This window comes from Psychroflexus tropicus DSM 15496 (genome assembly GCF_000378765.1).
Taxonomy (GTDB): Bacteria; Bacteroidota; Bacteroidia; order Flavobacteriales; family Flavobacteriaceae; genus Psychroflexus; species Psychroflexus tropicus.
This window is the reverse complement of record NZ_KB905343.1, coordinates 130,454-154,624: the sequence shown is the minus strand read 5'-3', so window position 1 is coordinate 154,624 and position 24,171 is coordinate 130,454. Positions and strand designations below refer to the sequence as shown.

Genomic DNA, 24,171 nt, shown 5'->3' with positions numbered 1-24,171 from the left:
AATTAATTATTTTAAGTTCAAAACTAATATAGTTAAATTATTATGAAAGATTATAAATAATATTGACTGTTTTAACTAAATATTGACACAATACTGTTAATATTATGTATTATTGCTAATATTTCATTTTTATTGCAAATAAAAAACCCTCCTAAATGAGGAGGGTTATATGATGAATTATTTCAAATTTTGTTAATCTTTCATCGACTCCATGATTTCTTGACTAACTCCCATATTGGAAAATCCACCATCGTGAAATAGATTTTGCAGTGTAACTTTTTTGGTCAAGTCAGAAAACAAGGTCAGCGTATAGTCAGCACACTCCAATGCTGTTGCGTTTCCTAATGGAGACATTTTTTCAGCATAGTTCATAAACCCGGTAAAACCTTTTACACCCTGACCTGCAGAGGTTGGTGTGGGTGACTGAGAAATAGTATTGACCCTCACTTTCTTATCTTTACCGAAGAAGTATCCAAAGCTCCTGGCTATAGATTCTAAGTAAGCTTTATTGTCTGCCATATCATTGTAATCCGGGAAGACTCGTTGAGCCGCCATGTAGGTTAAGGCCACTATACTTCCCCACTCGTTCATCGCCTCTTTTTTGTGAAGCGTTTGCATCAATTTATGAAAAGACATCGCAGAAACATCTAGACCTTTATGAGTCCAATCGTAATTTTGATCAGTATAATGTTTCCCCTTCCTTACATTGATAGACATGCCGATAGAATGAAGAACAAAATCTATTTTACCACCTAAGATCTCTTGAGACTTTTCTATCAAATTCTCCAGGTCTTCAACTTTGGTTGCATCTGCAGGAATCACTTCTGAGTTTGTTTTTTCTGCCAAAGTATTGATAGTTCCCATTCTTAAAGCTACTGGGGCATTTGTTAAAACAAAAGTGGCTCCTTCTTCATGAGCGCGCTCAGCTGTTTTCCATGCTATAGAGTTTTCATCTAAAGCTCCAAAGATTATTCCTCGTTTTCCTTTTAATAAATTATATGACATAGTATTATTTTAAATTCAATGCGGTAAAGTTAATCATTTTAACAAAGATTGAGCATGAGCCAAAGCAGATTTGGAAGTTTTATCACCCCCAAGCATTTCTGCTAGCTCAACAACGCGATCCTTCTCTGTTAAAACCATGATGTTGGACTGGGTTTTTTCGTTGGCAATGGTTTTATAGACTTTCAAATGTTGTTTGCCCATACCTGCGATTTGCGGTAGATGTGTTATAGAAATAACTTGAAGTGAAGAAGACATACGCTTCATTATTGCACCCATTTTGGTAGCGATGTCACCTGAAACTCCCGTATCGATCTCATCAAAAATAATAGTGGGTAAATTTTCATATTCTGCTAATAAACTCTTGATAGTCAAGGTTATCCTGGACAACTCCCCTCCAGAGGCTACTCGCTTGATATCCTGAGGCTCACTCCCTTTGTTGGCAGAAAACATCCACTGAAAGCTGTCCCCACCTCTTAAGGTGAAGTCAGCGTCAAATTTACCCTCTATGACGAGCTTAGCATCAGGTATTCCTAGGTCTTTAAGCATGCTTTCAACCAGATTTGTAATCTTTTTAGTGACTTTAGTTCTGGATTCAAACAAAGCTTTAGCTAGTGATAGTAGCTTTGTCTTTTGATCTGTAATTAGTTTTTCAGCTTTTTTTATCTCCTTTTCAGCATTATCTTTTACAGAGACTTGTTCCTCGAGATCATCTTTAACCTCCAGCAAACCCTCTATATCTGATTTATGGTGCTTTTTTTGTAAGGTGTAAATAGTTTGCAGCTTATCATTTACCTCCTCTAAAGCTCTAGGATCTGCATCTAAGGCTTCCAACTGCGACTGCGTTTCTGAAGAAATATCTTCTGCCTCAATCCAGATACTCTCTAATCGCTGAGAAAGTTCAGATAAAGAAGGATCTAGTTTAGACGCTTTTTTTAAATTTAAATTAATTTCTCTTAGTTGACTCAAAACCCCAACAGATTCATCATCCATCTGCTGAAAGGATAAGCCTAACTTCTCCTCAAGTTCTTCAACATGACTAAGTTTGCTTTGAGAAGCCTCAAGTTCCTCTTGCAAACCCAACCTCAGGTTGGCCTCAGTTAATTCTGATAAAAGGAATACATTATAGTCGTAAGCTTCGTCTGCTTTGTCTTGTCTGGACTTTAATACTTCAAACTCCTTCCGGTATTGGTTAAGAAGCTTATAATTATCGATATACGTTGACTTAATTTCAAAATTTTGCGCAACTGTATCAAGGATACCATATTGATAATCTGGATTGGCTATTGAGAGAGTTTCATGCTGGCTATGAATATCAATAAGGTGAACACCTAGCTCACTTAAGTTGGTTAATCTTACTGGAGTATCATTTACAAATGCTCTGGATTTACCAGAAGGTAAAATTTCACGTCTTATGATAGTCTCTTCTTCATAATCTAAATCCAGGTCTTCAAAACGATTTTGCAGGTTGAATTTGCCTACAGAAAAATGCCCTTCAATAACACATTTTTTTTCTGAATCCCTTATAGAACTCAGGTCTGCTCGCTTACCTAATAACAATGAAAGAGCTCCAAGAATAATGGATTTTCCTGCACCAGTTTCACCGGTAATTATAGAGAAATTATCAGTAAATTCTATACTGATATCTTCAATAAGAGCAAAATTTTTGATTCCAAGAACCTTAAGCACAAACGAAAAATTTATTGTAGTTTAGAAGAGCTAATCTACTAAATAATAAGTAATCTTGATACTTATTTTTGTTCAATCCTCTGCCAGGTTCTGTTATGTACAGGAGCAACTTGAGTTAAGGTATTCACGGTAGACGAGATGTCCATTTCAGGACCACCGTTTAAAATTTGCATGATTTCGTCAGATTTCGAGTCGAAAAATATCCTGAATAAAGCAGCATTAGGTCTGCTTTTAGAATTTTCAGAAATTAAATTGATGGCAGTCAGTACATTCGCCTTGCCTTCTTCAACATCCTTGTGCATCATATCGAGACCCATTCTATGATAAACATAGATCGCTTTTCTAAAATTTGAAAAATTTCCAGAAAGCAAATCTCTATTGATCCCGAATCTACTTTGAGAAACCCCTGCTTCTGTCCAGCCATTACCTCCGCGCTGCCTTGCAGCATTAACTATCTTTCTGGCCTCTTCATAAAACTCATCTCCCCCACCTTCAACAAAAGAATCTGCATCATAGCCTAAAATGGTATAAACATAAAAACTAATTGTCGAAATCAGGTTGCTAGTGAAAACATTGGGATTATAATCTAAAGGGGCGAATTCTTTGTAGGTAAAATTAAAATCGTTGTCTTTGATGTTTAATAAAATCGTATTCATAGAGGATCCAAACACAGGTCGAGATGACTGCACCTGAAGCGTAGCTTGAAAATTATCAGCATCATAAGCCTGAACGATGATATTAAAGCTACATTTTACCTTTTCATGAGGCTCGTAATTGACATTAGTCCAACTCGTATTATTAATAAACTCTGTGAGATCCCTTTGAAGGGTGGAGAAAATCGGGAGTTGATTTCTTCCGGTTTGTTGAGCATCCAGATAGACCTCCGCTTCTAAAACTTGAGATGAAGCCATCAATGGAAAGCAAAGAATTAAAAGCAAATATTTAAAGCTCATCATTTACAAGTTTATTTATATAATCAAAAATATCTTTAGCCACTTCAGGTTTTGGTTTAGTATCAAAACGAATGACTTCTGATTTTGTTATGATTTTAATCTTATTCGTTTCTTTTTTAAATCCTGCTCCTTTATCATTTAATGAGTTGAGGACGATAAAGTCCAAATTTTTTCTTTTCAATTTTGACTTTGCATTCTTCTCCTCATCATTGGTTTCCAAAGCAAAACCTACCAAAATTTGCTCTTGCTTAAGTTCTCCAAGGTATTTTAAAATATCTGGAGTGGGCTCAAGATCAATTCGCATGGAATCTTCACTTTTCTTTATTTTTTGATCAAACTTTTGCTTGGGTTTATAGTCTGAGACAGCGGCTGAAGCAATGACTATGTTTGAAGTGTCAAACACCTTTACGGCAGCTTCGTACATGTCTTGTGCACTTACAACGTCAATTCTTTTTAGATTGTTATGACTCAATTCACAATGAGTAGGTCCAGTGATTAAATTAACTTTTGCTCCCAGATCTAGTGCACGACGCGCTAATTCAAATCCCATTTTACCGCTTGAATGATTGCCTATGAACCTTACAGGATCTATAGCTTCATAAGTAGGTCCAGCAGTTATCGTCACAACTTGATTGACCAGAGGAAGTTGAGATAGTATATCGTTTTCTAAGAAATCAACTATATGTTGTGGTTCAGCCATTCGTCCTTCCCCAACTAGTCCACTAGCTAATTCACCAGATTCTGGCTGAATAAATGTATTCCCAAAACTAATGAGCTTATCGATACTGGCTTTGGAAGAAGCATGTTTGTACATGTCTAGATCCATGGCAGGCGCAAAATAGACCGGGCACTTAGCAGAAAGGTAAGTGGTAATTAATAGATTGTTTGCATTGCCAGAAGCCATCTTAGACAAGGTGTTGGCGGTTACAGGCGCCACAAGCATAAGATCTGCCCAAAGACCAAGGTCAACGTGATTATTCCAATTTTTTTCCTCGTCGGTAAATGAAGAAACAACTGGTTGTTCTGAAAGTGTAGAAAGGGTAAGAGGAGTTACAAACTGTTCTGCTTCTGGGGTCATGACCACTTTGACATCTGCCCCAGCTTTTTTTAGTAACCTGACTAAAAAAGCAGATTTATAAGCGGCAATACCACCCGTAATTCCTAATAGGATATGCTTGCCGCTTAAAATACTCATAAGGATACAATATTATTCTTCTGTATTATCCTTTGTATTTCTGTAGTAAATTTTATCATCCAACCATTCGTCCATGGCAATGGAGTGAGGTTTTGGAAGCCTTTCGTAGTATTTAGAAACTTCAATTTGCTCTTTATTTTCAAAAACCTCATCTAGATTTTCGTTGTAAGTTGCAAATTCATCAAGTTTCTCTAAAAGCTCTTTTTTCATCTCAGTATTGATCTGGTTAGAACGTTTAGAAACTATAGAAATCGCTTCATAAATGTTACCAGTTGGCTCATCAACTTTATTCTTATTAATAGTTGTTGTGCTTATTGGAGCGTTTGTGTGTTTGATATTTGAATTCATATCTCGTTTTGGGTATTTGTACGTTCTTCTATGTCTTGGGCGTAAATTTTGGCCTTAGCTGCAAGTTCACTCTCAGAGTCACCATAATATTTGATATAATCCTCGTAATAACCTTTAGCCTCTGCCAATCGTTCTGGCACTAAAGCAGAGATACTATTGATTGCTAGTATGTATGCTGATTCAAATCTATAATAAAATGCCTTTTCTCTAAATTTGGATCCTGGAAACCTTAGGTTATAATTTTCAAAAGATTGTATCGCTGCTTTATAACGTTCTGTATGATGATACTGTTTTGAAATCTCGTAGTATTTTCTTTCAATTTTGAGGCTCAACTCCTGAATCATGTCATTGGAAGCAGCAAAAAACTGTCCATCGGGATAGGTGTTGATATAAAACTGAAGTTTAGCTAAAGCTTTATTGGTATCCTCTTGGTCTTTACTGTAGATTGGCGAAACCTCATAATAACTTTTAGCGCTTTTATAAAAAGCTTCCTCTACCTTCTCACTATTTGGATAGGACTTTGTAAACCGTTCGAACATGTAACCGGAAAGAAAATAATCTCCAATGAGGTAATGCGCATTCGCATTCATGAAACTCACCGTCTCTCCTGATGGTTTACCTTTATACTGAGGCATAATCTGTTCGAACAAACGTATAGATTTACGTAAATATTTGTTCTTTTGAGTCTCCATGCCTTTGTCATAGAACTCTTTCGCCATTTCGTATTTAGGTAAAATTTCTTTTTCTTTTAGGACTTTTTGATACTCACTACAAGAAGTGAATCCAAAAACCAATATCAAAAGAATTGCAAATTGCTTCATAAAATTAAATATCATGCAAAATTAGGCATAAATCTTCGATAATAAAAACGCAATAGTATCGAGCTTATTACAATTGATTAATAAAAACACTAAGCGCAGATTTCAACTCTGGCGAAGCTTTCATCAATGGTAACCTTACATGACTTTCTGCAAGTTTTTTAAGCTCAAAAACGGCTTTAATACCAGCTGGATTACCTTCTTTAAATATGAGATCTACCCCATCCATGAGTTGATATTGAATGGCGTAAGCTTCATCAACCTTTTTCTGGAGCCCTAAATTTACCATTCTGGAAAATTCTTCAGGAAATCCTTGTGCCATCACCGAAATTACTCCTGCCCCTCCAGAAAGTACCATAGGGAGAGTTATCATGTCATCACCAGAAATGACTAGGAAATTGGATGGAGTATCCCTTATGATCTGCATGGCTTGTACCATATCGCCAGAGGCTTCTTTGATACCTATAATATTATCGAAATCATTAGCTAAGCGGACTACAGTAAGAGGTAACATATGAGACCCTGTTCTACCAGGCACATTATACAATATGATAGGAAGCGGTGATGCTTTGGACACCTCTGCAAAATGTTGATAAATTCCTTCCTGAGTAGGCTTGTTATAATATGGTGAAACAGACAGTATAGCATCGAAACCTTCAACATTCTGAGTCTTAAGCTCCTCTACCACCTGAGAAGTATTATTTCCTCCAATCCCAAGTACTAAGGGAAGCTTACCATTAGTTTCTTTTTTGATTATGGATTTGACTAGCTCTTTTTCATATGCATTTAGCGTTGCATTTTCTGCTGTTGTTCCAAGCACTACAATATAATCGATGCCATTATTGATTTGATAACTCACTAATCGTTTGAGAGCTATTTCATCAATTTCATTTTCACTGGTAAAAGGAGTAGCTAAGGCAACTCCCGTGCCTTTTAAATTTGTCATCTCTTACTTAAATTATATGTTTTATATATATTGAACTTTCTTTAAAAAAATCAAGATTTTTGGAATCCATCGCAAAGGAAATATCATTAATCCTCTCATTAGATTCATTTAACCCTACTTTAAGCTTAGCTTTTGTCAACAAGGCCACAATTTCAAGGCAAAGCTCATCTTGACCAAAAAAATTGAAAAGATACTCGTATTTTGTATTGGTGAATTTTGTAATTACTTCAGATTTTGGCTCGCCAAAAATGGTAAAATCCTTCTGGATAAAAACAAAATCTGGTTTCTCGACTCGATCGTATCGGTGTCTACTAAATCCCAAAAGGCTTATATCAGAATCACTGACGCCATAATTAGATTCGACTAATTGTTGCAACTGATACCGATCTGAAACATCATCATTAAATAAAATCCCGATCTTATGTCCAAAGTTTTCTTCAGATTTTTGAGAAAACTTGGAGTCTAACTTTTTGTTTAAAAAATAGGTCTGAATTGAGTTAAGCACCTTAAAAAATTTACTTCAAATATACGTGAATCTCTTTGGTATTATAATCGATATTTAATTTTTTCAGCAGGAATATTATCCTGGTAACCTCTATTTTTATGAAACTGAAATTGACTTCCTGCTTAAAATTTTATCGCTTTGTTTAAGGCATTGATATCACTAGGAGCTCCAAAAATATAAACCAAATCATCGATCTCTATGTGGGTATCGGGTTGAATATCTGAAATGTATTTTCTGCCTCGCTTGATCGCTAACACAGTGACATTATAATTTTTTCCAATACCAGAGGTCTCTATCGATCTGCCTGCAATAGAATTATTATCATGCTGAACATGCAAGGTAGCCACCTCTTTATTTGGGATATCAAGCTGCTGGAATACAGCATTAGTAGTGGTAGGTTTTATACTGGTTAACATCTCATAATCTGAAGACCTAATACTGGTGACAATGCTTTCAATATCACTTTGCGTCACCATATATTGCCTTAATACTCGAGTGAAAATTTCTATTGAAGTTTCAAATTCTTCTGGAATAACTTCGTCGGCACCAATCTTCATGTTCTCCTCAATCTCCTTAACGTAACGTGTTCTCACAATAATATAAACGGTTTGAGAAAACAGCCTCACCGATGAAATAATCTTTTTGGTCACATTTGGGTCTGAAATAGCTATCACCACTACTCTAGCCTTCTGAATATTGATAAGCTTAAGAATTTCTGGATCGGAAGCATCTCCAAAAACAATAGGCTGATTTTTTGCTTTGGCTTCTTTTATAGCTTCATAATCCATATCAACAATAACATAAGGCACATCAATATGAGAGGTCACTCTGGAAATATTCTTACCGTTGATGCCATAACCTACAATAACGACGTGATCTTTCCAATCATGAGATTGATCTGATTCCGGGTCGTTATGATCGAACTTTATTTTATCTAATCGTCGCCTTACCTTTTTAGGAATCGCAGCTTTAAGCAAAAAATCTGTCATTTGATGTGATTTCTGCAAAATGAAGGGCGTTAAGGCCATAGTTAGAATAGAAACTGCCAAAAAGTATTGATATAGGGCCTCGGGTAATAAATCATTCTGCAAGCCAACCGTAGAAAGCAGCAGAGAGAATTCACCTACCTGAAAAATACTAAAAGCAGACATGAAGGCGGTTCGTGGCTGATTTTTTAAAACCAGAGTTACAAATCCCACAATAAGCATCTTTATCAATAAAACAGCAAGCACGAATAGTAAAATATAAAGGACATTATTTATAAAAAAAGAGATGTCCAAAAGAGAACCGACGGAAATAAAGAAAAAACTGATAAATATTTCTCTGAAAGGAAGCACATTGGCCGTAGCCTGATGGCTATATTCAGATTCAGAAATAATCAATCCGGCGAAAAATGCACCTAGTGCCAAAGAAAGACCTACAGAGGAAGTGAGCCAGGCTACAGAAAAACAAAAAACTACAGTGGTTAGGATAAATAATTCTCTGTTTTTTGATTTTACTACCAACTTAAAGATATAAGGGACAACATATTTTTGAAGGACAAATACCACGATTCCTACCCCAATTAATTTGGCTAAGAGTAATAATAAAGTTTCACCTATATTCTCAGATTTACCTGCAAGAATTGGTGTAAGTAGCATCATGGGGACTACGATAATATCCTGAAAAATCAAAACACCAAGGGCGATACGCCCATGTGGAGATTCGATCTCCCCTTTTTCCTGAAGCATTTTAAGTACGATAGCGGTACTGCTTAATGAAATAAGGAAGCCTATAAAAATGGCTGTATTGATTGTTACACCTAAAGCTATCGCCACTAAGGCGGTAATTAGTATAGTACCACCTACTTGAAGACCGCCTCCTATAAATACGGTCTTCTTTATCTTCATCAATCCACTAAATGACAACTCTATTCCAATGATGAACAATAGAAAAATAATACCAATTTCTGAAAGAAGTTCCACCTCGTGAGAAGAGCTGAGAAGATGAAATGCACTTGGCCCTACTATAATTCCAGCGAACAAAAATCCTAGAATAGAAGGCACTTTTAGCTTTTGGAAAGCCAGAATAATCACAATTGAAATCCCTAATACAATAACTATTTCTTTAAGTAAAGGAATTTCCATAGCGTGAAGTTGTTAATTTCAAAAATACCAAAATTAGATTCTTATCCACCTAATTAAAACAAAAAATAATTTCATAGAATCAACAACTTTGAGTTACCAAGAATCAGCGGATTTTTTAAAAAAGCAGTTATCTTTACATCTCAAATTCATGGCCAAATGAAAAAATTCTATTTCCTCATGTGTATCGGCTGTTTCTTAGCCTGTAAAGAGCAACCGAAACAATTGAGCTTCGTTAAAGGACAGCAAATACAGATCAACGACTCTATACCAGCGGAAGAAAATATCGAAGAATTCATTCGTCCTTATCGAGAGCGGATCACACAGGAAATGGAAGGCAAACTCTCTTATACTCCTAAGGCCATGTATAAGTCTGACTATAAATTGAATACACCACTTGGAAACATGATGGCAGATGCGGTGATGGAAATGGCCAATCCTGTTTTCAAGTCAAAAACAGGTCGAGACATAGACATTGTTTTACTTAATTATGGAGGAATTCGTTCTGGTATTAATGCTGGAGCTATCACTACCAAGACCGCCTACAACATTATGCCTTTTGAAAATAAAGTGGCCGTAGCAGAGTTGTCTTCGAAAGAGCTTCAATTGCTGGTAGACTATTTGGTTAAAAATAAAACAGCTCATCCCATTTCCGGTTTGCAAATAATTTTGAATGCGGAGGGCAATCTAGAGGAGTTTAACATAAATGCAGAGCCAATTCAGGAGCAAAGCTATTACGTTGCCACTTCAGACTACTTGGTAAAAGGAGGAGATAGTATGGATTTTTTCCTATCCTCCAAATATGTTCAGCTTTTAGATTATAAGCTGAGGAATGTATTTATCGATTATTTTGAGAAAAAAGACAGCATAGATTACCAAAGGGACGAACGATTTTATCAACTTGAAGACTAGGCCATGAAACGATTAGAATTTATAAAGACGACTGGAGCAGCAACCGCTTTTACAGCAGTGGGTGGGATTGGACTATTGAGTACTATTAAGCCAAGTTCCAATGCTCAACAGGTTACCATTCTGCACACTAATGATGTGCATAGTCATATCGACCCTTTCCCATCCAATGATAGCAAGTATCCCAATCTAGGAGGAGTATCCAGAAGACATAGTTACATCCAAAATGTTATTGCTGAAAACCCAAACACTTTGGTATTTGATGCTGGAGATGCGTTTCAAGGCACTCCCTATTTCAATTTTTACGGTGGCGAATTGGAATACAAGCTGATGAGCAAAATGGGCTATCATGCCTCTACGATTGGAAATCACGAATTTGATAATGGTATCGCCAATATTGCAGCGCAATTAGCTCATGCAAAATTTGATATGTTGAATGCTAATTACGATGTATCCAATACTATTCTAGACGGAATGGTACAACCTCATCAGGTTTATGAAGTCAATGGATTTTCAATTGGTGTTTTTGGACTTGGAATAGAGTTAGAAGGGCTAGTCTCTAAGGAGCTTTATAAAGAAACAAAATACATCAACCCTGTTGAAATTGCCCAGGAACAAAGCAAAATTCTAAAAGAAGACCTCAACTGTGATCTGGTGATTTGCTTATCTCATCTCGGCTATAGCTATAAATCAAACAGAATAGATGACCTCAAACTCGCCAAGCAAACCAAAAATATTGATCTTATAATCGGGGGGCATACTCACACGTTTTTAGATCAGCCTAGCGTGGTAGAAAATGCTATTGGCGACAAGGTGCTTGTGAACCAAGTAGGTTGGGCCGGAATTAACGTAGGAAGAATAGACTTTTATTTCAACGCCGAGGATGATAATAGAAATCAAAGTTTGGTGATTGAAGTATAGACTTTCTTCTAGTCATCAATCATTTCTAGGAACTCTGCTTCAGAAATAATTTTCACCCCAAGGTTTTCAGCCTTGGTCCTCTTGCTTGGGCCCATGTTTTCTCCAGCCACCAGGTAATCGGTTTTTTTGGAGATGGAACTCGTGTTTTTTCCCCCATTGTTTTCAATCAAACTCTGAAGTTCTTTTCTTGAAACTTTTTCAAATACTCCTGAAATTACAAGGGTAAGTCCATCTAATTTTTGACTCTCATTTTTGAGTTGATCTTCTGAAATTTCAAGATTTAATCCGTAGCTTCTTAATCGATCAATACGCTGCTTATTCGAATCATCTCCGAAGAAATCAACAACACTCCGAGCAATGCGTTCTCCTATCTCGTCTACATTCACTAAGTCCTGAAAGTGAGCAGAAGCTAGCACATCTATGCTTTTAAACTCTTTTACTAGTTTTTTGGCTACTGTTTCTCCAACATAACGGATTCCTAAACCAAAGAGCACACGCTCAAACGGAACCTCCTTTGAAGATTCAATACCCTGGATTAAATTTTCTGCAGATTTCTCCGCCATGCGCTCCAATGGTAAAACATCTTCCTTTTTTAAAGTGTATAAATCGGCATAATCTTCAATTAAGTCTTCTCTTACAAGTAAAGCTACTGTCTCACCTCCAAGACCTTCGATATCCATAGCTTTTCTAGAAATAAAATGCTGGATTCTCCCAATAATCTGAGGGGGGCAGCCTGCAGAATTTGGACAAAAATGAAGCGCCTCACCTTCTTTTCTTTCCAGCTCTGCATTGCATTCTGGACAATGCTGTATGTATTCAGTTGGACTTGAGCTGGGATCACGTTTTTGAAAATCAACTCCGATAATTTTGGGAATAATTTCACCACCCTTTTCCACAAAAACCACATCTCCTTCCCTCACGTCCAGCTTTTCAATTTGATCTGCATTATGCAAAGAAGCTCTTTTTACTGTAGTTCCTGCAAGCTGCACCGGTTCTAGATTGGCTACTGGAGTAATGGCTCCTGTTCTACCTACCTGATAGGTAATTGAATTTAAAGTTGTAGAGACCTGCTCTGCTTTAAACTTATAAGCCATAGCCCACCGTGGAGACTTCGCTGTGTACCCTAATTCTTCCTGGTGCTGGAGATTATTCACTTTTATCACAACTCCATCAGTTTCGTATGGTAAATCACGACGGTGTTCGTCCCAGTAATTTATGTAAGCTAAAACTTCTTCCATAGATTGAGCCAGCTGAGCTTCATGTGGAACATTAAACCCCCATTCCCTTGCTTTAGTTAAGCTTTCCATTTGTGTGGTAAGCCCAAGATTATTACCGGTTAAATTGTATAACAGGCACAATAATGGACGTTTGGCAACTTCTGCACTATCCTGTAACTTTAAACTTCCTGAAGCAGTATTTCTTGGGTTTGCATAAGGTTCTTCACCTTGCTCCACACGTTCTGCATTGAGTTTGGCAAAACCTTCGTAAGGCAAAACAATTTCTCCTCTTATATCGAATCGTTCTGGAAAGCCAGAACCTTTGAGCTTTAGTGGTACAGATCGAATTGTTTTTACATTATAAGTTACTTCATCACCCTGGGTTCCGTCTCCTCTTGTCACTGCCCTAAGAAATTCACCATTTTCGTAGGTTAAACTTATCGAAGCCCCATCATATTTTAATTCACAAGTAAACTCAACAGGTTCTTCTATTATTTTTTGAATTCGAGTTTGCCAGTCTTCAAGATCGTCTTTGGAGTAAGAATTAGATAAAGAGTACATTGGAAAATCATGAACAATTGTGTTGAAGTTTTTGGTCACTTCACCTCCAACTCTCATCGTAGGAGAATTAGGATCCATGAATTCCGGATGCGCTTCTTCTAGTTCCTGCAACTCTTTCAACTTCATATCGAATTCATAATCAGATATTTCAGGACTATCTAACACATAGTATTTGTAATTATGGTCATGAAGTTCAGATCTTAACGCTTCGATTTTAGTTTTTGCATCCATGAAATCCTTAGATTATTAAAATTGATATAACCTGTGCTAAAATCGATAAAAATATCGAGTTCATTCAGTTCAGTAATTGGGTTTAGTAAGCTTTTAGCATTCGATCATTTCCTCTGAAGTCTTTTCTTAATTCTACCTGATCAAAGCCATAGTTAATGAACAAATCTCGAGTTTCATTGGCCAGGTATTGACTCACTTCCACATAAATCACTGGTCTTTTTTTTTGCTTGAGGCTAAGTTCAGCTATTTTTCTATAAAACACCAGAGGATCATCATCATATACAAATAAAGCAACATGGGGTTCATTTTTCAAGACATTATTACTCATCCCTTCTTGCTCATCGTATTTTACGTATGGAGGATTTGAAACCAGGACATCAACCTCCTGGAGGTATTCTAATTCTAAAATATCTTCTTCTATCAACTCAATTTCAACGTTATTTTCTTTTGAATTTATTGCAGCAAGGCTCAAAGCTTCTTTAGAAACATCTAGTGCTTTAATTTTGGCCTGAGGTAGTTGTCTGGCAAGGGCGATGGGTATACATCCGCTTCCTGTGCCCAAATCTATAAGAGAGAATTGATGATTTTTTGCTGAGTAGTCATCGATAACCCATTGAACTAATTCTTCTGTTTCGGGCCTTGGAATTAAAACACTGGAATCGACTTTGATTTTTAATCCGAAAAACTCTGTATAGCCTAAAATATGCTGAATAGGTTCCTGACGCTGTAATCTTTCTGTCGCTGACTTAAATTTTGCCAATTTATTTTCGTCTAGATTTACCTCTTTATTAAGCAGCAATTGATGTGTTTTAAGCTCAAGAATATCTTCCGCTAGCCAACTGAAAAAATTTATGATTTCTTCTTTGTCATAGTAGCTATTAAGGGTCTTTATAAAATCAGCCCTAAGAGCTTTCAAATCTGTCATTTATCTTCTGATTTATGTTCACTTTCTACCTCAAAGCCGAAAACTGCTTCAAAACGCTGAAATGTAGCTTCGAAGTCTTTTTTTCTAACGCCAATTATAAATTTACATTTTAGCTTAAGATCTTGTTCTAAAATTTCTAAATTTTGTTCTTTCACCATACGCATCACCAGATTCATCTTATCGTATTCACAAATAACTTGAAAGGTGAAATCAATGGTCTTAGTTACTAATTTAGACTGCTCTAATGCCATTTTGGCTGCAGATTTATAAGCTGAAATCAAACCCCCTACTCCAAGTTTGGTCCCACCAAAGTAACGTACAACAACTATCAAAGTATTAGTTACTTCATAATTTTGTAGTTGTCCTAAAATCGGCATACCTGCAGAATTAGAAGGTTCTCCATCGTCATTAACTCGAAAGTGTTCATAATTTTCACCTATTTGCCATGCATAACAAAAATGACCTGCTTTGTTATGTTTAGATTTTAAATCTGCAATATGAAACTCTACGTCTTGTTCTGATTGAATTGGAAACGCATAACCAAAGAATTTACTTGCCTTGTCTTTGAGTAGAATTTCAGTACTAGGCTTTTCAATGGTTTTGTATGCATCATTTTCCAAGAGATGGGATTTTGATTAAAGGGAGATTATCCCTGAATAATAAATATGGCAGGGCGTTTATGCAAATCTATACTTGTTTTCTTCCACTCTGCTGCTGTTTGTGTTTTGATGTATTCAGAAGAAAGTGTAAGATCTACAGCAACACAAATCCTGGTAGAGGGATGTAAAACAGAGGTAAGACTAATTAATAATTTATTGTTTCGATAAGGGGTTTCTATAAAGATTTGAGCCTGTTCCTTATCTAGGGAGGCTTTCTCTATTTTTTTTACAAACTGTTTTCGTTCCTGATTATCGATTGGTAAATAGCCATGAAAAGTGAAATTTTGCCCATTGAGACCACTAGACATGAGGGCTAGTAAAATTGATGAAGGCCCTACTAAAGGAACAACTTGAATATTTTTTTGATGAGCCAAAGCTACGACTTGGGCTCCTGGATCTGCTACACCAGGACAGCCTGCATCAGATAATAATCCCATATGAATCCCCTGTTCGCAGGCATCCAAAAAATTTGGGATTTCAAGATCAGAGGTAAATTTATTGAGTAATTTAAAGTCTAGGTTAGGCTGAGATTTTGAAGGGACAATTTTCTTTATAAAATGTCGCGCAACTTTTTCGTTCTCTACAATATAATGATCAATTTCGCTGATGATTTTTCTTATGGAAAGCGGTAGAACTTCGAGTGGAGGGAGATCCCCCAACCGATTGGGAATAAGGTATAACTTACCTTTTTTAATATTTTTTTCCATACACTTTAAATAATCCTCAACTAAACTAAGACTTTTTTAATTCTCTAGCTATTACAGAGCAGGATTCTTCAAGCATCTCAAACACCTGCTTAAAACCATCGATAGAATTATGATATGGATCCGGTACACTTTGGTCTTCTCCTGGAAAAATTTTATTGAGAATGAGATGTACTTTATTTTTTTCTGAATCATTTTCAGCGATGGCTATAACATCTTCATAATTTGAAGCATCCATAACGTAGATGTAATCAAATTTGTTAAAGTCTTCTTTTGTAAAAGGTCGACTTCTTTGGTCGGTAATATCTATCCCATTTTTTTGAGCCACCTCAACAGACCTCTGGTCTGGAAGCTCACCTTTATGATAGGCAGAGGTTCCTGCAGAATCCACTTCAAAGATTTTAGAGTTGAGTTTGGATTTTAAAATACCTTCAGCCAACGGCGATCGGCATATATTACCCAAACACACCATTAAAATCCTTATCATAACTGCTTAAATTTCACCTCTAAATCTTGTATAAATTTTCTGAATTGCTTGTCGGATTCCTGTAAATTGGAAACAATTTTACATGAATGCAGCACCGTGGAATGATCTCTCTGGCCAATATGACGCCCTATATTAGTGAGCGAAGTTTTAGTGATTTCTTTTGCGAAATACATAGCGATTTGCCTGGCCTGTACAACGTTTCGCTTTCTGCTCTTAGACTGTAATTCTTCTATTTCAATATGGAAGTAGTCACTTACTACATTTTGAATGTCATCCAGAGAAATTGGCTTCTTGTTATTTTTGACGTAGTTCTTTACAATTTGTTCCGCAAGATCTATAGTGATTTCCGTTTTGCTGAAAGAAGAATGAGCGATAAGAGAAATGATGGCTCCTTCTAATTCTCGGATATTGGTAGTAATTCTGGAAGCTACATAATCCAAAATTTCATCAGACATTTCTACACCATCATTGTAAAGCTTATTCTTAATAATCTTTATTCTAGTATTATAGTCTGGTTGTTCCAGTTCTGCAGAAAGTCCCCATTTAAATCTTGAAAGTAATCTCTGCTGGATATCCTGCATGTCTACAGGAGCCTTATCACTAGTCAAAATAACTTGCTTGCCATTTTGATGAAGATGGTTAAAGATGTGAAAAAATACATCCTGAGTTCCTTTCTTACCAGAAATCAATTGAATATCGTCCACGATGAGTACATCGATAATTTGGTAAAAATGTATAAAATCGTTTCTGTTGTTTTTAGACACAGCATCGATATGTTGCTGAGTGAATTTATCTGCAGAGATATAAAGAACAGTTTTTTCTGGAAATTTGTCTTTCACCTGAAGACCTATAGCATGAGCTAAATGGGTTTTACCAAGTCCTACACCACCAAATATAAGTAATGGATTAAAAGAAGTCCCTCCTGGCTTATTAGCTACTGCCAAACTAGCAGATCTTGCTAACCTGTTAGACATGCCTTCCAAGAAATTATCAAAACTGTAATTGGAATTAAGTTGAGAGTCTATTTTTAAATTTCGAATTCCCGGGATCACAAAAGGATTTCTCAACTCTGGGCTTTTCTGTTTAGCAGGAAAGTCTACAGATTGAGAATGCACAGTAGATCGTTGAGTACTTGGAATCTTTTCTGTGAAAGGTTGCTTGTTACCATCCGTATTTTCCATACGAATCACATATACCAATTTTGCACCTTTACCAAGTTCTTTGGTAAGAGCTACCTTCAAAAGTTCTACGTAATGTTCTTCAAGCCATTCGTAGAAGAATTTTGAGGGCACTTGTATACTTAAAGCATTGTCATTGAGTTTTACAGCGTTTATCGGTTGAAACCAGGTTTTATAAGCTTGATCTGAGATATTATCCTTGATAAAGTGAAGGCAATTTTCCCAAACCGAAGTTGCTGATTTTGACATAGTTAAACTTAAAGTAATAAATTAAAATTTAGATTTCAAGAAGTCTTTTTGACCTCAACAGGACGACAAATATGTGAACAAACTTTTTAATAAAAAAATAAAATTTGGGTTGAAATTCTCGTTTTTTCTGCCTATACTTAAAGAGATGTTAAAAGATAAATTTTGAGCAAAAAAAATAAAGGAATTTCTCCGATTTCGGTTCATTCTGAAGTCGAAGTCAGGTATGCTGAAACAGATCAAATGGGAGTTGTACATCACTCTGTTTACCCTATTTATTTTGAGCAAGCCAGAGTAGATTGGCTAAGAGAGGTTGGGATGCACTATCAAAAAATGGAAGATAATGGAATAATGCTTCCTTTGAGCAAATTAACAGTAGATTACAAAAAACCAGCAAAATTTGGGGATATTTTAAATATTGAGACTAGCCTACATCAATTGCCAACAGCCTCAATACTTTTTGACTATAAAATAAAAAACCAAAGCAACGAGTTATTATGTCTCGGACAAACAGTTTTGGTTTTTGTAAACAAGTCTACTCGAAGACCCATCCGTTGTCCAGAGGAAATTATGACTCTTATAACAAGTGCGATTCCAAAGGACTAATTTTAAAAATTAACTTTAGTTGCGTGGTTCGTCAACTGAATGATTAGCTAAGGTTGTTTGATAGGCTTCATTGAGTCTTGTCAGAACTTTGAACAAGAGACTTTTTCAAAAAGACAGAACAGGAGTAATGTCCAGTATCTCCCATACGCTCTTTTATATATTCAAATCCAGTTTTAATATAAAGTTGCTGTGCAGCTTTCATGCTAGGTAGGGTTTCGATATAGCAGCAGGTAAATCCTTTTTCTATAGCATAATTCAAGCATTTCTTCATCATTAAACTTCCAAGTCCGCGGCCTCTGGCTCTCGGATCAAAATACATTTTTTGCAGCTCACAAACCTCTTTATTCGCGTTTTCTAAGGGAGCAATACCTGCACTTCCTAAAATTATCCCATTTTCTATTAAAACAAAATATTCTGATCTTGGATCTTGATAGGTTTCATATAATTGGTCCAATGCTTTATCCTCATAAGCTGTTCCTACTTTTGGAGCTCCTTGCTCAATAAGCACCTCTCTAATCATTTTTGCTACTTCTGCATTGTTTTCTTTCTCTATTGGTCTGATCCTAATTTTTGACATCGTGATCTTGAATTAAGCTATTTCTTTGACTAAGTTTCAGGGGTTACATTAGCTGGCCCACGGATGCTAAAATAAATGAATTTATAAGTATATACCGTTTCTGTCTTTTAAATTTAATCAACCAATTACTATGCCTAGAAATATTACTTAAATTTTAGTTTTAAAAGATATCCTATTCTACATGGTTTGCCACCGTGTTTTTCTATTTTTACCCTGTGAAAACCAATGAATTTTACATCCAAAGATGTCTTGAATTGGCTCGACATGGTCTTGGGACAACGTATCCGAATCCATTAGTAGGCTGTGTGATTGTGCATAACGACAAAATAATTGGAGAGGGCTGGCACAGAAAAGCAGGAGAACCTCATGCCGAGGTACTCGCTATCCGTTCTGTAAATGATCAATCCCTGTTATCGTCTTCCACCATTTACGTCACTTTAGAACCTTGTAGTCATTATGGTAAAACCCCTCCGTGTAGCGATCTCATTATCGATAAGAAAATTCCAAAAATTGTAATTGGCACTTTAGACCCATTTGCTAAAGTTGCCGGCAAAGGCGTTAAAAAATTGATAGCAGCAAATCGACTTGTTACTGTTGGTGTATGTGAAGAAGAATGTGAAGAACTCAACAAGCGTTTTTTTACTTTTCATCGTAAAAAAAGACCCTACATCATTCTAAAATGGGCGGAGACCAAACATGGTTTTATCGCTCCTTTAGCACAAAAAAGTTCTGAAATATTTTGGATCACCAATTCCAAATCCCAACAATTGGTCCATAAATGGAGAGCTGAGGAAGAAAGTATTTTAGTAGGAACTCAAACCGCTTTGAAAGATAACCCAAAACTAAATGTGAGACATTGGCAAGGAAAAAATCCTACACGAATAGTCATTGACAAATCACTCACATTAGAACATTCCTTATTTCTATTTGATTCGTCACAGCCAACTGTAGTTTTTCACGATCAATCTAGTGAATCGCCTAGCTCAACTCATTCAAGGGCTTTAAATTATGAGAGCATTGACTTCAGCAAAGAAATTATACCTCAGCTTCTATCAAGGTTACATGATTATGACTTTCAATCAATTATTGTAGAAGGAGGCTCCAAGACTTTACAAGGCTTTATAGATCTCAATTTGTGGGATGAAGCCAGGGTATTCACCGGACAAAATCAAATACAAAAAGGTGTAAAAGCACCTGAATTTAATCTTAAAGCTGAGAAGTCAATTGATATTGAAGGAGATAAATTGAATTACTATTACAATGATTAAAAACATCATATTTGACTTTGGAGATGTCTTTTTGACTCTAGACAAATCTGCAACCGATAAACACTTAAAACTAAATGGGATTAATGAACTAGATCTGGAATTGATCGAGATCAATAAGCTTTATGAAAAAGGCTTAATTTCATCTGAACTCTTTATTACATCTTATTTGAGCCGCTATCTTTCTCTTTCTAAAGAGGCTTTTGTAGAAGCCTGGAATTCTATTTTAATTGAATTTCCTAAAGAGCGCTTATCATTTCTAAAAACGCTAAAAGCTTCGGGTAAGTTTAGATTATTTTTATTGAGCAATACCAACGAATTGCATATCGATTGGGTGAAAAGAAATATCAGTCATTACAATCAGTTCAAATCTTGCTTCGATCAATTTTATCTTTCCCATGAGATTCATCACCGAAAGCCTAATCCAGACATATTTGAGTTTGTATTAGGTGAAAATGATTTAGTTCCAGAACAAACTCTATTCATAGATGATACCTTAGAGCATGTGACTACCGCTGAATCACTGGGCATTCATACCTGGCATCTTAAAGCTGGTCTTGAAGAAGTCTCAGAATTATTTTCTCTTAAATCCAATTTATTTTGATAGCTCTCATCCTCAGTGTACTTTCCTCAAGTGCGATTTATATCACATTCAAACTTTTTGGTCGGTACAACGTGACTTCTCTTCATGCTTTAATCGTTAATTACTTTACAGCCTTCATTTTAGGGTTACTTTTTCAAGGTAAGTTATCGCCTGAAGCCCTTCTTACTGTTGTTCACAAAGATTGGTTCTTTGGCTCAATGGGCTTGGGTGCTATGTTTATAATCGTTTTCAGTCTCATGGTGGTCACTACTCAAAAAGGTGGCATGTCGGTTGTATCTGTAGCCAGTAAAATGAGCGTAGCAATTCCAGTTATATTTGTGATCCTTTATTACAATGAGCCACTTGGTCTGGTAAAGGTCATTGGTATTTTTCTAGCGCTGGTATCGGTTTATTTAGTTTCAGTAAGGCTAAAGGATGGTCTGGATCTAAACTTGAACTACCTTATTTATCCAATACTTGTTTTTCTCGGAAGTGGGATTGTAGAGAGTAGTATTAAATTTTTAGAAAACACCTACGTTCCCGATGATGAGGTCTCATTATTTTCTGCCAGTACTTTTTTGTTTGCATTCATCACAGGGCTAATTGCTTTTGGAATAAAAAACCTAAAAGCGAAGCACAGCTTTAAAGCCAAAGATGTTATAGGTGGAATTGCTCTTGGTGTTCCAAATTATTTTTCGATTTACTTTTTTATTCTGGCTCTAAGAATCGAAGGCCTGGATAGTTCTAGTATTTTTATCATCAATAATGTCAGCATCGTGTTATTTTCAACTTTGCTTGGGATTATTCTGTTTAGAGAGCGAGTGATTTTTAAAAACTGGATAGGTATTGGTCTTGCCATATTAAGCATAATCCTCATCACTTATACTCAGTAATTGCTCCTCTAGGTAAAAGTATGCTTGAGTGCAAAAAATACCGATAAGAGTCCCAACAAAAGCTCCTACAATAATATCACTAGGAAAGTGAACGCCTACAAAAACACGGCTCAATGAAAAAAGCACTGGCCATATAAAAATAAGACCCAAGTGTTTGAATCTTGATTTTAAAGTTAGAAATATAAAAACGGTTGCTGCAAATGAGGTTGAGGCATGACCCGAAAAGAAACTAAAGTTTGAGGGTTCGTAAAGCACCTTGAGCAGCTCCATTAGTTCTTCTGTAGCATTAGGCCTTTTTCGTTCGACCAAAAATTTTGTAAATTCTGTTGCTAGATGAGTAAGGCCAACGCAAACTAAAACAGAAACAACACCAAGTAAACTTTTTTTAACATGCGCTCTATAAAAGAACAATATAATGAGAAAAATAAAAAAAGGAATCCAATGTTTGGTATAGGTGATAAAGCTCCAAAAAGGATCCATGACATCCGGACTCAAGTTATTGAGATAAACCATGAGTTCCCAATCCCATTGAGATGGGTCAAATTTCATTAAAATCGTCTTTTGATAGGACCGATGGCATCTTCAACTTCGTCTTTGAGTTTTGAAGTTTTAGATTCTAAAGTTTTGGTTTGGTCTTCGACTTCTTTTTTTAAATCGAAGTCTAAATTATGATCCTTCTTCTGTTTGGTGATTTCGGTCTTAATTTCGTCTGTAGCATGACGAAAAGACTTCATAGTCTTTCCAAAAAATCTAGCGATCTCCGGAATCTTATCAGCTCCAAACACCATAATCAGAATAAACAGAATAAAAGCTATTTCTGCACCGCTAATAAAAAGTGGATAATTTATCATATTGCAAATATACTGGACTAGTCCCGAACAACGAAATAATAAATTTTAAAACTTAAGTTGATGGACTCTAAAAAATCGATAAGCCAGTGAGAGTCGTTAACTCCTCAAGCACCTTCATTCCTAAGGCAGAGTTTCCTTTTTTATTGAGCATTGGACTCCAAACAGTGACCGCATATTGTTCTGGATGCACAGCAACAATTCCACCTCCTACTCCACTTTTGCCGGGTAAACCAACTCTATAACTAAACTCTCCAGCTTCGTCGTAAAATCCACAGGTTTGCATTATGGAATTAATCCGCTTGACGCTTTGGGGAGCTATCACCTGTTCTTGAGTTTGAAAGTGCTTTCCTTCATTGGCGTATAGCATAAAGGCTTTGGTTAACTGTTCACAAGTCATTGCTATAGAACACTGGTGAAAGTAGAAGTCTAAAATGGTTTCTGTTTTATTATTGATATTACCTAAAGACTTCATGTAATTGACTAAGGCCTTATTTCGGTAACCGTGCTTTTTTTCGCTTTTGGCCACCGATTCATCAAAATTTATATTGTCGTCACCACAAAGCTTTCTCACAAATTTCAGCAAGTCTTGCTTGGGATTCTCTAAGGTACTCATCAAGGCGTCTGCGACCACAATAGAACCAGCGTTGATAAATGGATTACGAGGAATGCCATGCTCACGTTCCAGTTCCGTTAAAGAATTAAATGCAGTACCGGAGGGTTCTACATCTACTCGTTTCCACAGATCTTTCCCTAAAAGCTCTTTTGCAAGCGTGAGTGTAAATACCTTAGAAATACTTTGAATAGAAAATTTTTCTTGGCTATCACCAAATTGGTAAGAAGACCCATCTTTACAATACAAATACATGCCAAATTTGAGCGGGTCTACCTTAGACAGCTCTGGAATATAATTAGCTGCATTACCCATATCTCGGTTGGGCTTGAATTCTTTTTGTATTATATTTAAAATAGCCTGGTAATCCATATTTTAGAATTTAATCGGTTGTGACGGGTCCAGTTCATACATTGGATTTCCGGGAGTAAATATAACTGCTGGCAATTCACCTTCTAAAGTGACTTCTCCACCATTGATCTTTATCCAGCTTCCTTCTTTGAGTCCTACAACATTTATGTCATTTAAGGCTTGAAATTCTTTGATTCGTGTTTCACGAGTCTCTCCTTTATGTGTAGAGCTGGAATTAGGTTCTAAGTAATGTGGATTAATATTGAAGTCCAATAAGCCTAGTGTATGGAATGAAGGCGGGTAAACAATAGGCATATCATTGGTAGTTTGCATGTTTAATCCACAAATGTTACTACCCGCACTTGTCCCCAGGTACTTTGCTCCGTTAGTAATGCTTTCCTTTAGAGGGGTCATTAGTCCCAAGTCATGGAGTTGTTTTACCAGCAAAAACGTATTTCCACCACCTACAAAAATAGCCTTTGCTGTTCGGACTGCTTTAGGCATATCATTAAATTCATGAAGCCCTTTTACGCTTTTAACACAAGATTGTAGGCCTGTAGTCGTTTTAGAAGTATATTCATCATGGGAGATTCCACCTGGTCTGGCAAAAGGAATAAAAAGAACTTCCTCAACCCCTTCAAAATGAGTTTTTAAGACCGGTAATAAATACTCAAGATAAGAACTTCCATAAGTTGTCGATGTACTTGCGATAATGGCTTGCATTGGCTATTGTATAGTTTTTAAGTGAATTTAATTAACATAAAATTAGTGGCAAAATTAGGATTGGATATGTGAATTTTTAAGTAGATTGTACTAAA

At 36.2% G+C, this 24,171-nt stretch carries 26 protein-coding genes; 6 read left to right on the top strand and 20 right to left on the bottom strand.

What is annotated here, in order from left to right:
* Nucleotides 1–192: 192 nt before the first annotated feature.
* The 9 genes from F598_RS0105480 to F598_RS0105440 all read right to left on the bottom strand — a co-directional run bounded on the left by F598_RS0105480 (nt 193) and on the right by F598_RS0105440 (nt 9,582).
* On the bottom strand, nt 193–1,005 hold the full coding sequence (locus F598_RS0105480; RefSeq protein WP_019038019.1) for an enoyl-ACP reductase FabI: 813 nt from the start codon (nt 1,003–1,005) through the stop codon (nt 193–195).
* Between the two features lie 33 nt (nt 1,006–1,038).
* Nucleotides 1,039–2,691 carry a DNA repair protein RecN gene (gene recN / locus F598_RS0105475; RefSeq protein WP_019038018.1) on the bottom strand — a complete coding sequence of 551 codons (1,653 nt, stop codon included), beginning with the start codon at nt 2,689–2,691 and terminating at the stop codon, nt 1,039–1,041.
* Nucleotides 2,692–2,753: 62 nt separating this feature from the next.
* Nucleotides 2,754–3,647 carry a type IX secretion system protein PorD gene (porD, locus tag F598_RS0105470; protein WP_019038017.1) on the bottom strand — a complete coding sequence of 298 codons (894 nt, stop codon included), beginning with the start codon at nt 3,645–3,647 and terminating at the stop codon, nt 2,754–2,756.
* Entirely contained in the window at nt 3,634–4,839 is a 1,206-nt protein-coding gene (coaBC, locus tag F598_RS0105465) for a bifunctional phosphopantothenoylcysteine decarboxylase/phosphopantothenate--cysteine ligase CoaBC (RefSeq protein ID WP_019038016.1), read from the bottom strand. Before coaBC ends, porD begins: the two co-directional genes overlap by 14 nt.
* Nucleotides 4,840–4,851: 12 nt before the next feature.
* Nucleotides 4,852–5,187, bottom strand: a complete 336-nt coding sequence (locus F598_RS0105460; protein WP_019038015.1) for a DNA-directed RNA polymerase subunit omega — start codon at nt 5,185–5,187, stop codon at nt 4,852–4,854.
* Nucleotides 5,184–6,008 (bottom strand): outer membrane protein assembly factor BamD, encoded by an 825-nt coding sequence (locus F598_RS0105455; RefSeq protein WP_019038014.1) that lies wholly within the window; start codon nt 6,006–6,008, stop codon nt 5,184–5,186. The genes F598_RS0105460 and F598_RS0105455 overlap by 4 nt, the downstream gene beginning before the upstream one ends.
* 67 nt (nt 6,009–6,075) lie before the next feature.
* Nucleotides 6,076–6,951, bottom strand: a complete 876-nt coding sequence (gene dapA, locus F598_RS0105450) for a 4-hydroxy-tetrahydrodipicolinate synthase (RefSeq protein WP_019038013.1) — start codon at nt 6,949–6,951, stop codon at nt 6,076–6,078.
* 7 nt (nt 6,952–6,958) lie between these two features.
* Nucleotides 6,959–7,456, bottom strand: a complete 498-nt coding sequence (locus F598_RS0105445) for a DUF6913 domain-containing protein (RefSeq protein WP_019038012.1) — start codon at nt 7,454–7,456, stop codon at nt 6,959–6,961.
* 122 nt (nt 7,457–7,578) lie between these two features.
* Nucleotides 7,579–9,582 carry a monovalent cation:proton antiporter family protein gene (locus F598_RS0105440; RefSeq protein ID WP_019038011.1) on the bottom strand — a complete coding sequence of 668 codons (2,004 nt, stop codon included), beginning with the start codon at nt 9,580–9,582 and terminating at the stop codon, nt 7,579–7,581.
* Between the two features lie 156 nt (nt 9,583–9,738).
* Between F598_RS0105440 and F598_RS0105435 the strand changes: the two genes are divergently transcribed.
* Entirely contained in the window at nt 9,739–10,491 is a 753-nt protein-coding gene (locus F598_RS0105435; protein WP_019038010.1) for a 5'-nucleotidase C-terminal domain-containing protein, read from the top strand.
* Between the two features lie 3 nt (nt 10,492–10,494).
* Nucleotides 10,495–11,409: a bifunctional metallophosphatase/5'-nucleotidase gene (locus tag F598_RS0105430; protein WP_019038009.1), complete on the top strand. Its 915-nt coding sequence runs from the start codon at nt 10,495–10,497 to the stop codon at nt 11,407–11,409.
* Nucleotides 11,410–11,417: 8 nt separating this feature from the next.
* On the opposite strand, the gene ligA is transcribed toward F598_RS0105430, so the two are convergent.
* The 6 genes from ligA to dnaA all read right to left on the bottom strand — a co-directional run bounded on the left by ligA (nt 11,418) and on the right by dnaA (nt 17,620).
* Nucleotides 11,418–13,418: an NAD-dependent DNA ligase LigA gene (ligA, locus tag F598_RS0105425; RefSeq protein ID WP_019038008.1), complete on the bottom strand. Its 2,001-nt coding sequence runs from the start codon at nt 13,416–13,418 to the stop codon at nt 11,418–11,420.
* A gap of 82 nt (nt 13,419–13,500) precedes the next feature.
* Complete coding sequence (prmC, locus tag F598_RS0105420; protein WP_019038007.1) at nt 13,501–14,343, bottom strand: peptide chain release factor N(5)-glutamine methyltransferase; 843 nt, start codon at nt 14,341–14,343, stop codon at nt 13,501–13,503.
* Nucleotides 14,340–14,963, bottom strand: a complete 624-nt coding sequence (locus tag F598_RS0105415; protein ID WP_019038006.1) for an IMPACT family protein — start codon at nt 14,961–14,963, stop codon at nt 14,340–14,342. Before F598_RS0105415 ends, prmC begins: the two co-directional genes overlap by 4 nt.
* A gap of 26 nt (nt 14,964–14,989) precedes the next feature.
* Nucleotides 14,990–15,709 (bottom strand): SAM-dependent methyltransferase, encoded by a 720-nt coding sequence (locus tag F598_RS0105410; RefSeq protein WP_019038005.1) that lies wholly within the window; start codon nt 15,707–15,709, stop codon nt 14,990–14,992.
* A gap of 25 nt (nt 15,710–15,734) precedes the next feature.
* Nucleotides 15,735–16,193 (bottom strand): low molecular weight protein-tyrosine-phosphatase, encoded by a 459-nt coding sequence (locus F598_RS0105405; protein ID WP_026302535.1) that lies wholly within the window; start codon nt 16,191–16,193, stop codon nt 15,735–15,737.
* The gene (gene dnaA, locus F598_RS0105400; RefSeq protein ID WP_019038003.1) at nt 16,190–17,620 is read right to left on the bottom strand and encodes a chromosomal replication initiator protein DnaA; all 1,431 of its coding nucleotides are present in this window, start codon (nt 17,618–17,620) and stop codon (nt 16,190–16,192) included. Before dnaA ends, F598_RS0105405 begins: the two co-directional genes overlap by 4 nt.
* A 162-nt stretch (nt 17,621–17,782) precedes the next feature.
* Here dnaA and F598_RS0105395 point away from each other — a divergent pair, with 162 nt between their 5' ends.
* A complete protein-coding gene (locus F598_RS0105395) occupies nt 17,783–18,223 on the top strand; it encodes an acyl-CoA thioesterase (RefSeq protein WP_019038002.1) in 441 nt (146 codons plus the stop codon).
* Nucleotides 18,224–18,290: 67 nt separating this feature from the next.
* On the opposite strand, the gene F598_RS0105390 is transcribed toward F598_RS0105395, so the two are convergent.
* Nucleotides 18,291–18,800 carry a GNAT family N-acetyltransferase gene (locus F598_RS0105390; RefSeq protein WP_019038001.1) on the bottom strand — a complete coding sequence of 170 codons (510 nt, stop codon included), beginning with the start codon at nt 18,798–18,800 and terminating at the stop codon, nt 18,291–18,293.
* A 215-nt stretch (nt 18,801–19,015) separates the two neighbouring features.
* On the opposite strand from F598_RS0105390, the gene ribD reads away from it, so the two are divergent.
* The 3 genes from ribD to F598_RS0105375 are packed head-to-tail and all read left to right on the top strand — an operon-like array spanning nt 19,016 to nt 21,541.
* On the top strand, nt 19,016–20,068 hold the full coding sequence (gene ribD / locus F598_RS0105385; protein WP_033408517.1) for a bifunctional diaminohydroxyphosphoribosylaminopyrimidine deaminase/5-amino-6-(5-phosphoribosylamino)uracil reductase RibD: 1,053 nt from the start codon (nt 19,016–19,018) through the stop codon (nt 20,066–20,068).
* The gene (locus tag F598_RS0105380; RefSeq protein WP_019037999.1) at nt 20,061–20,669 is read left to right on the top strand and encodes an HAD family hydrolase; all 609 of its coding nucleotides are present in this window, start codon (nt 20,061–20,063) and stop codon (nt 20,667–20,669) included. Before ribD ends, F598_RS0105380 begins: the two co-directional genes overlap by 8 nt.
* Nucleotides 20,666–21,541 (top strand): EamA family transporter, encoded by an 876-nt coding sequence (locus tag F598_RS0105375; RefSeq protein ID WP_019037998.1) that lies wholly within the window; start codon nt 20,666–20,668, stop codon nt 21,539–21,541. Before F598_RS0105380 ends, F598_RS0105375 begins: the two co-directional genes overlap by 4 nt.
* Here F598_RS0105375 and F598_RS0105370 read toward each other — a convergent pair.
* The 4 genes from F598_RS0105370 to pepE all read right to left on the bottom strand — a co-directional run bounded on the left by F598_RS0105370 (nt 21,509) and on the right by pepE (nt 24,076).
* Nucleotides 21,509–22,090 (bottom strand): phosphatase PAP2 family protein, encoded by a 582-nt coding sequence (locus tag F598_RS0105370; protein WP_019037997.1) that lies wholly within the window; start codon nt 22,088–22,090, stop codon nt 21,509–21,511. The genes F598_RS0105375 and F598_RS0105370 overlap by 33 nt on opposite strands.
* On the bottom strand, nt 22,090–22,392 hold the full coding sequence (locus F598_RS0105365; RefSeq protein WP_019037996.1) for a Sec-independent protein translocase subunit TatA/TatB: 303 nt from the start codon (nt 22,390–22,392) through the stop codon (nt 22,090–22,092). The genes F598_RS0105370 and F598_RS0105365 overlap by 1 nt, the downstream gene beginning before the upstream one ends.
* Before the next feature lie 67 nt (nt 22,393–22,459).
* On the bottom strand, nt 22,460–23,374 hold the full coding sequence (locus tag F598_RS0105360; RefSeq protein ID WP_019037995.1) for a glutaminase: 915 nt from the start codon (nt 23,372–23,374) through the stop codon (nt 22,460–22,462).
* A 3-nt stretch (nt 23,375–23,377) separates the two neighbouring features.
* Nucleotides 23,378–24,076 carry a dipeptidase PepE gene (gene pepE / locus F598_RS0105355; RefSeq protein WP_019037994.1) on the bottom strand — a complete coding sequence of 233 codons (699 nt, stop codon included), beginning with the start codon at nt 24,074–24,076 and terminating at the stop codon, nt 23,378–23,380.
* Nucleotides 24,077–24,171 lie beyond the last annotated feature (95 nt).

Bases quoted from the DNA above. Each gene is read 5' to 3' on its own strand.
- F598_RS0105480 (WP_019038019.1), bottom strand. From the start codon at position 1,005: ATGTCATATAATTTATTAAAAGGAAAACGAGGAATAATCTTTGGAGCT.
- porD (WP_019038017.1), bottom strand. From the start codon at position 3,647: ATGATGAGCTTTAAATATTTGCTTTTAATTCTTTGCTTTCCATTGATG.
- coaBC (WP_019038016.1), bottom strand. From the start codon at position 4,839: ATGAGTATTTTAAGCGGCAAGCATATCCTATTAGGAATTACGGGTGGT.
- F598_RS0105460 (WP_019038015.1), bottom strand. From the start codon at position 5,187: ATGAATTCAAATATCAAACACACAAACGCTCCAATAAGCACAACAACT.
- F598_RS0105455 (WP_019038014.1), bottom strand. From the start codon at position 6,008: ATGAAGCAATTTGCAATTCTTTTGATATTGGTTTTTGGATTCACTTCT.
- dapA (WP_019038013.1), bottom strand. From the start codon at position 6,951: ATGACAAATTTAAAAGGCACGGGAGTTGCCTTAGCTACTCCTTTTACC.
- F598_RS0105440 (WP_019038011.1), bottom strand. From the start codon at position 9,582: ATGGAAATTCCTTTACTTAAAGAAATAGTTATTGTATTAGGGATTTCA.
- F598_RS0105435 (WP_019038010.1), top strand. From the start codon at position 9,739: ATGAAAAAATTCTATTTCCTCATGTGTATCGGCTGTTTCTTAGCCTGT.
- F598_RS0105430 (WP_019038009.1), top strand. From the start codon at position 10,495: ATGAAACGATTAGAATTTATAAAGACGACTGGAGCAGCAACCGCTTTT.
- ligA (WP_019038008.1), bottom strand. From the start codon at position 13,418: ATGGATGCAAAAACTAAAATCGAAGCGTTAAGATCTGAACTTCATGAC.
- prmC (WP_019038007.1), bottom strand. From the start codon at position 14,343: ATGACAGATTTGAAAGCTCTTAGGGCTGATTTTATAAAGACCCTTAAT.
- F598_RS0105410 (WP_019038005.1), bottom strand. From the start codon at position 15,709: ATGGAAAAAAATATTAAAAAAGGTAAGTTATACCTTATTCCCAATCGG.
- F598_RS0105405 (WP_026302535.1), bottom strand. From the start codon at position 16,193: ATGATAAGGATTTTAATGGTGTGTTTGGGTAATATATGCCGATCGCCG.
- dnaA (WP_019038003.1), bottom strand. From the start codon at position 17,620: ATGTCAAAATCAGCAACTTCGGTTTGGGAAAATTGCCTTCACTTTATC.
- F598_RS0105390 (WP_019038001.1), bottom strand. From the start codon at position 18,800: ATGTCAAAAATTAGGATCAGACCAATAGAGAAAGAAAACAATGCAGAA.
- F598_RS0105380 (WP_019037999.1), top strand. From the start codon at position 20,061: ATGATTAAAAACATCATATTTGACTTTGGAGATGTCTTTTTGACTCTA.
- F598_RS0105370 (WP_019037997.1), bottom strand. From the start codon at position 22,090: ATGAAATTTGACCCATCTCAATGGGATTGGGAACTCATGGTTTATCTC.
- F598_RS0105365 (WP_019037996.1), bottom strand. From the start codon at position 22,392: ATGATAAATTATCCACTTTTTATTAGCGGTGCAGAAATAGCTTTTATT.
- F598_RS0105360 (WP_019037995.1), bottom strand. From the start codon at position 23,374: ATGGATTACCAGGCTATTTTAAATATAATACAAAAAGAATTCAAGCCC.
- pepE (WP_019037994.1), bottom strand. From the start codon at position 24,076: ATGCAAGCCATTATCGCAAGTACATCGACAACTTATGGAAGTTCTTAT.